At 38.5% G+C, this 6,134-nt stretch carries 6 protein-coding genes and 1 tRNA gene; 2 read left to right on the top strand and 5 right to left on the bottom strand.

Annotated elements, in window-relative coordinates:
- Nucleotides 1-529: Fe-S protein assembly co-chaperone HscB (gene hscB, locus DBR11_RS11285; protein WP_369974428.1), on the top strand; the 529-nt coding region annotated here is incomplete at its 5' end.
- 65 nt (nucleotides 530-594) lie between these two features.
- Here hscB and DBR11_RS11290 read toward each other — a convergent pair.
- From DBR11_RS11290 to DBR11_RS11300, 3 genes are all read right to left on the bottom strand, one after another.
- Nucleotides 595-1,497 (bottom strand): NAD(P)/FAD-dependent oxidoreductase, encoded by a 903-nt coding sequence (locus DBR11_RS11290; RefSeq protein WP_108552651.1) that lies wholly within the window; start codon nucleotides 1,495-1,497, stop codon nucleotides 595-597.
- 49 nt (nucleotides 1,498-1,546) lie between these two features.
- Nucleotides 1,547-2,107 carry a TetR/AcrR family transcriptional regulator gene (locus tag DBR11_RS11295; RefSeq protein WP_108552653.1) on the bottom strand — a complete coding sequence of 187 codons (561 nt, stop codon included), beginning with the start codon at nucleotides 2,105-2,107 and terminating at the stop codon, nucleotides 1,547-1,549.
- A 181-nt stretch (nucleotides 2,108-2,288) separates the two neighbouring features.
- Complete coding sequence (locus DBR11_RS11300; protein WP_108552655.1) at nucleotides 2,289-3,923, bottom strand: ABC-F family ATP-binding cassette domain-containing protein; 1,635 nt, start codon at nucleotides 3,921-3,923, stop codon at nucleotides 2,289-2,291.
- Between the two features lie 271 nt (nucleotides 3,924-4,194).
- Here DBR11_RS11300 and DBR11_RS11305 point away from each other — a divergent pair, with 271 nt between their 5' ends.
- Nucleotides 4,195-5,220 carry a S41 family peptidase gene (locus DBR11_RS11305; protein WP_108552657.1) on the top strand — a complete coding sequence of 342 codons (1,026 nt, stop codon included), beginning with the start codon at nucleotides 4,195-4,197 and terminating at the stop codon, nucleotides 5,218-5,220.
- 298 nt (nucleotides 5,221-5,518) lie between these two features.
- Here DBR11_RS11305 and DBR11_RS11310 read toward each other — a convergent pair.
- Nucleotides 5,519-5,598: transfer RNA gene (locus DBR11_RS11310), tRNA-Leu, on the bottom strand.
- A gap of 60 nt (nucleotides 5,599-5,658) precedes the next feature.
- Nucleotides 5,659-5,943: a DUF3817 domain-containing protein gene (locus DBR11_RS11315; protein ID WP_108552659.1), complete on the bottom strand. Its 285-nt coding sequence runs from the start codon at nucleotides 5,941-5,943 to the stop codon at nucleotides 5,659-5,661.
- Between the last annotated feature and the right edge of the window lie 191 nt (nucleotides 5,944-6,134).

The following is a 6,134-nucleotide window of genomic DNA, read 5'->3' on the forward strand; positions in this document are numbered from 1 at the left end:
AGATAGTTATATGGACTATTTTGAGCTGTATGGCTTATCCTTGAGTTTTAATCCGGATCCTGCTGTCGTTAAACAGAAGTTTTATGAGCTGAGTAAAAAATTTCATCCTGATTTTTATATTATGGAAAGTCAGGAGAAACAGGAAGAGGTGCTGGAACTGTCTACGATGAACAATAAAGCTTATCAGGTATTGAGTGATCCGCAGAAACGTCTGCATTATATCCTCGAACTGAAAGGTCTTTTGACAGAGGGAGAGAACTATGTGCTTCCTCAAAGTTTTTTAATGGAAATGATGGAGGTGAATGAAGCTTTGATGGAGCTGGAATTCGAACCTGATGCCGGAAAATTACTGGAGATTAAGGCAGAGGTGGATCTGATTGAAAAAAAGCTTTTTGATGAGCTTTTGGTTTTGACCTCTGGTTTTGAAACACAGGATGACGAGCAGCAAAAACAGTCTTTGTTGAAGATTAAGGACCTTTATTATCGCAATAAATATTTGCTCCGGTTAAGAGAAAGACTTGATAAATAATTGATAAAAGACCTGGCTATAGCCGGGTCTTTTAGGTAAAACAGGGCTTTGATCTCTTTGTGCAGTTAATTTCCGGAGATCAGGTCATGATTTATAAAAGCACCTGCTTTTGTGCCTGCGGCTACAGCGGATGCGACAGAGCGCATGCTTGTGGTATTGTCTCCTGCGGCATATATGCCCGGTATGGAGGATCTTTGGAATTCATCTATTTGGATATATCCTTGCACATTAACTTCACATCCGAGCTTTTCAGGGATCAGGCTGTGCTGTTCAAATGGGAGTTTGGCATATATAGCATCGAGCTGAAAAGTGCTTCCATCACTAAATTTCATGGATTGAATATAGCCCTTAAGATGCTGGAATTTCGTGATCTTTTTTTCTATTATAAATATGTTCTTAAGTGCCAGCTGATCTGCCTGTGTGGCTGTAATGGTAGACGGGCCATTGGTGAATATGGTCAGCTGGTCCGTCCAGTTATGGAGCAGCTGACTGAATTCAAAGGCAATATCACCATTTGAGAGCAGGCCAGTTTTTTGCCCTTTGTATTCATAACCATGACAATAGGGGCAATGGATAGCTGAGATTCCCCAGCAGTCATCAAAAGATTCAATTGCTGGCATCAGGTCTTTTACACCGGTTGCAAAGAGTATTTTTTTTGCAGTAAGATTTTGGTGGTCGGAGGTAGATATGATGAACTGTTCTTTCTCTTTTTTTATCTCTGTAACCCATGCATCCATGAATTGAACTGTTGGGTATTGCATGACTTGTTCTTTCCCAATTTCTGCAATAGTAGCGGGTGTTCTCCCATCTTGTGTAAGGAAGTTGTGAGAATGGGGTGTGTGGCGGTTGCATGGCTTTCCATTGTCTATAACCAGTACTTTTCTAATGGCTCTGCCAAGGGAGAGGGCTGCGGATAAACCAGCATAGCTTCCTCCAATGATAATGACCTCAAAGTTTTTAGTGTTCATATGTATAAATTTTATGTCTCATAAATGAGACATGGTTGTGCAAATTTTTTTACATTCCAATTCCTTTGCTAAAGGAATACCAGGCAAATTTTTTAACGCTGTTCCGGGCAATTGAGCCTATGGATTCTGCCTGAACTGCGGCGTTGATAACACTGCTAAAAAGGGTTAATATCCATTCTACAGTTAAATGTCTGCTGATCTGGCCGTTTTCCTGCAGTTGAAGTGTGATGCTTTTATAGTTCTCATACATGGCATCATATTCTGCACAGGCTTCATTATTAGCATTGTGCTGATGCTCGTGCCGGCTGTGGATTTTATTAAAAAAGGAATATTTTGCACCACAGTTTATTCCCGCATACAACATGTTTTCTAGCTGTACCAAGGGCGCTGTAGAGCTGTTCATGGCTTCTGACATTGATTTTCTGCATTTAACTTGCATATCTCTTTCGCAATGCATAACCAGGTCATTTCTGTCTTTAAAATAACGGTGTAATGTTCTTCGGGTTACTGCAGCTTTTTCCGCTACTTTTTCAAGAGGAGCTGAGAAGTCTTCATTAAAGATGGCTATTGCGGCGTCTATGATTTTCTGTTGCGTATCTGTATTGTTCATTATGACCGAAATATATGACGTATTTCTCAAATATGAGACATGAGTTTTGAAAATATACTTTTAGATGATAAAAGGGGGTGTGTTGATTGATGATAGAAATTTTTGTTTACAACAAAAAGCCTTAGATTTCTCCAAGGCTTTTACATATCCAATAGATGCCTATTGGGATAAATAATTTTTTTTAGCTTTGTTCAATTTCTTTTAAGCTATCCATTTTCTTGTAGGCCAGGAATCCTTTAATGTCCTCAAAGTGTTCCCGAACACGCTTATTTCCAAACTCGAATACTTTTTTTACCAGTCCATCCAGGAAATCCCGATCATGGGATACCAGAATCAAAGTGCCATCAAAATCTTTAAGTGCATCTTTGATAATGTCTTTGGTCTTCATATCTAAGTGATTGGTTGGCTCATCTAGTATTAATACGTTTACGGGTTCCAAGAGTAACTTGATCATGGCTAAACGGGTTTTCTCACCTCCTGAAAGTACCTTAACTTTTTTAGTGGTGTCATCGCCACTGAACATAAAGGCACCCAAAAGATCTTTAATTTTTATAGTACCATCGCTTAATGGAATCTGGTCGATGGTTTCGAACACCGTTAAGTTCTCGTCAAGCAGCGCAGCCTGGTTTTGGGCAAAGTATCCAATCTTGGCATTGTGGCCTATTTTTAAATCTCCTTCAAAATCGATCTCCTTCATGATGGCTTTGATCATGGTCGACTTACCTTCACCATTTTTACCAACAAAAGCCACTTTTTCTCCCTTCTCGATCACCATCGATGCTTTCTTGAATACAACATGATCGCCATAAGTTTTAGTGAGCTCTTCTACAATTACCGGATATTGGCCCGAACGTGGTGATGGTGGGAATTTCAATCGTAACGCTGAAGTATCTACTTCATCGATCTCAATAACTTCGAGCTTTTCGAGCATCTTTACGCGCGATTGTACCTGCAAGGTTTTTGAATAGGTTCCCCTGAACCGGTCTATAAATTCTTGGTTATCTGCGATAAAGCGTTGCTGTTCCTCATAAGCCTTCAATTGATGTACGCGACGGTCTGCACGCAACTGGAGATAGTGGCTGTATTTGGCTTTGTAGTCGTATATTCTGCCCATCGTAACTTCTATGGTGCGGTTGGTGATGTTATCTACAAAAGCACGGTCGTGTGAGATGACCATCACCGCCTTTGCCGAGTTGATCAGGAAATCTTCCAACCATTGTATACTCTCGATATCCATGTGGTTGGTCGGCTCATCCAGTAAGATAAGGTCGGGTTTCTTTAACAGAATTTTGGCCAGCTCAATACGCATGCGCCATCCCCCGGAAAACTCGGAGGTTTGGCGGGTAAAGTCTTTGCGCTCGAAGCCTAAGCCTTTTAATACCTTTTCTACTTCTGCATCATAATTGATCTCTTCGATCGAATAAAATTTTTCACTCAGTTCCGATACACGTTCGATCAGCTTCATGTAATCATCACTTTCGTAATCAGTACGGATAGTAAGCTGCTCATTCAGTTCATCAAGCTCTTTTTGCATCTGGTTTACCTCTTCGAAGGCTTTCATCGTTTCTTCAAAAACGGTCACCTTATCATGGGTGAGCAGATGTTGTGGTAAATACGCTATTACCGCATCTTTTGGACCGGTTACGTTCCCGGAAGTAGGTTTAGCCACATCGGCAATGATCTTTAGGATGGTTGACTTGCCTGCACCATTCTTACCCATGAGGGCAATTTTATCGTTCTCGTTTATCGAAAAGGTTACGTCGCTAAACAGGGTGGTTCCGCCAAATGAAACGGAGATGTTATTTACATTAATCACAGTATTGGAATATTGAGTTATTGGCAAAGATAAGGGAAAGAGACCGGATTATAAGGAGAGAAATAAAAGGGGGGTGGAGCGAGAAATTTGACATTATACGTAAAACGATTTGTATCTTTAATTCTATCTAAATACTGGTCGTTTTGACAGAGCTTTATCACTGTTTCACAAAATCATCGTTTAATTTAATATCCTAGATTATTGCAAGTGATGCGCTCGGCAGTGTAAACCTATTGCTGCAACCTTTTTTATTATCTTACGTCTTCGTTATATGAACAGATTTCTTTTAATAACTCTTTTTTTTCTTCCATGCGTTATAAAAGCGCAAAGTAATTCACCATCGATTGTTGATAGTGTTAAATCCTACTTAGATAAAAGTCTATTTATTATTGAGGCCAACGCATTAAATAGTAAAAATGTTAATTGGAAAGAATTGCGTGAGAATGTTTATCTCAAAGCTTCGGGAGCAAAGTGCTATGAAGAAATTCTATCCATTTATCCTTATATATTCGAGCAAATTGATGACCATCATGGTAGCCTGAAATATAAAAACAAAACATATAGCTGGAACAAAAATGATGGAATCCAAGTAAACGATATCATAAAAGTAGCTACGAAAAAATATTCATTTGTTCGTTCTGAAAAGATTGGTGAAGAATTTGGGTACATTTTGATCCCCGGGAACAATGATTTTAGGGGTCAACATATGGATAGCATTAGTAGAGATATCAAAAATACTATTGCCAAAATTAATAACAAGGATATCAAGGGATGGATCATTGATCTTAGAGTAAATACTGGTGGAAATATGTATCCTATGATTGCTGGTTTGGCTGAATTTATTGGTGAAGGGAGAGTAGGCGGATTTATCACTCCTAATCATCAAGCTGATGGTGATTGGATAATTAAAAATGGAACTTTTTATGTTGACTCCGTAAAAGTGTCATCCGTAAAGTATGAGGGCCATCCGGTAAAAAAAGACATTCCTATTGCAATTTTAATTAGTGGTAATACCGCAAGTTCCGGGGAGATGACGGTAATAACTACAATTGGTAGGAATAAATCAATTCTAATTGGCGAGCCAACCGGAGGGTATACTACCACTAATTTAGGATTTAAATTAAATGAATATTCAGGTCTTAATTTGGCTGTAGATTATGTGTCTGATAGAAATGGGAAGGTTTATCCTAAAAATATTGATCCAGACATTTTAGTTTTGAATGGTGATAATTTTGAAGTTCTTATTAAGGACCTAAAAGTCAAAAAAGCTATATCATGGTTAAGAAAGAATAAATAAGTCTACAAAAACCTAAACTGCCGCCTGTATGGGAGATGCTCCGCTTACTGGCATCTGTTTTTCTTATTTTCCAGTTAAGTGCGATAGCACCATCTTCAACCTTTTAAAAAGTTAGCTGGTGATTTTCATAGGTTGCAATAATAAGCTTATTTGTAAAGGAATTTGGTTCAGAGAAGGTCTCTTTATAGAGTCTAAAGAAAATTAGGTTAAGCAGAAATACATTGAATTCTATTTGACGCATCTTTAAGCCCGGAAAAGGCATAAAAAAACCGGAATCGATGTGTTCGATTCCGGTTAGTACCCAGCGCCGGAGTCGAACCGGCACGGTTTCCCACAGGTGTTTGAGACCAGCGCGTCTACCAATTCCGCCAGCTGGGCATTTGCTTTGTTAGCGGGTTGCAAATGTATAAAATGAATTATAAATAGCAAAATTTATTTTTAATTATCTTCTTTTAGCCTTTTATCAACATAAAATGGGGCAAAAGGCAATAAGGAAGCCAGGACAATCAGAGCCGATTTTCCTATTTTCCATTTGTTATCCATCCAGGCCATGATAAAAAAGGCAATGTAAAGTACGAATAAGAGTCCGTGTGCCCAGCCGGTGTATTTTACGGCCAGAGGAAGATCTGCAAAATATTTAAGGGGCATTGCAATAAAAATTAACAGAATATAAGAAATCCCTTCTGCAACGGCTACTTTTCTAAAGACGGATAATGAATTCATAATGGGTATTGATTTGCGGCTAAAATACAGTAATGCAAGATGCAAAAAGATCCTTTTTTGCTTTTTTACAATGCGTTAACCTGAACGCTTTGAAGTTCACATTTGATGATGAGCTATATTGCTGTTTCTCGTTTATAATTTAAGGTTTTTTTAGTTGGTTGTTTTTAGAAATCATATTCTATATTTGAATA

The organism is Pedobacter sp. HMWF019 (assembly GCF_003061025.1).
Classification (GTDB): Bacteria; Bacteroidota; Bacteroidia; order Sphingobacteriales; family Sphingobacteriaceae; genus Pedobacter.

What these genes read in the sequence shown, in the direction of transcription:
- DBR11_RS11290 (WP_108552651.1), bottom strand. Translation starts at nt 1,497, where the DNA reads ATGAACACTAAAAACTTTGAGGTCATTATCATTGGAGGAAGCTATGCT.
- DBR11_RS11315 (WP_108552659.1), bottom strand. Translation starts at nt 5,943, where the DNA reads ATGAATTCATTATCCGTCTTTAGAAAAGTAGCCGTTGCAGAAGGGATT.
- DBR11_RS11295 (WP_108552653.1), bottom strand. Translation starts at nt 2,107, where the DNA reads ATGAACAATACAGATACGCAACAGAAAATCATAGACGCCGCAATAGCC.
- DBR11_RS11305 (WP_108552657.1), top strand. Translation starts at nt 4,195, where the DNA reads ATGAACAGATTTCTTTTAATAACTCTTTTTTTTCTTCCATGCGTTATA.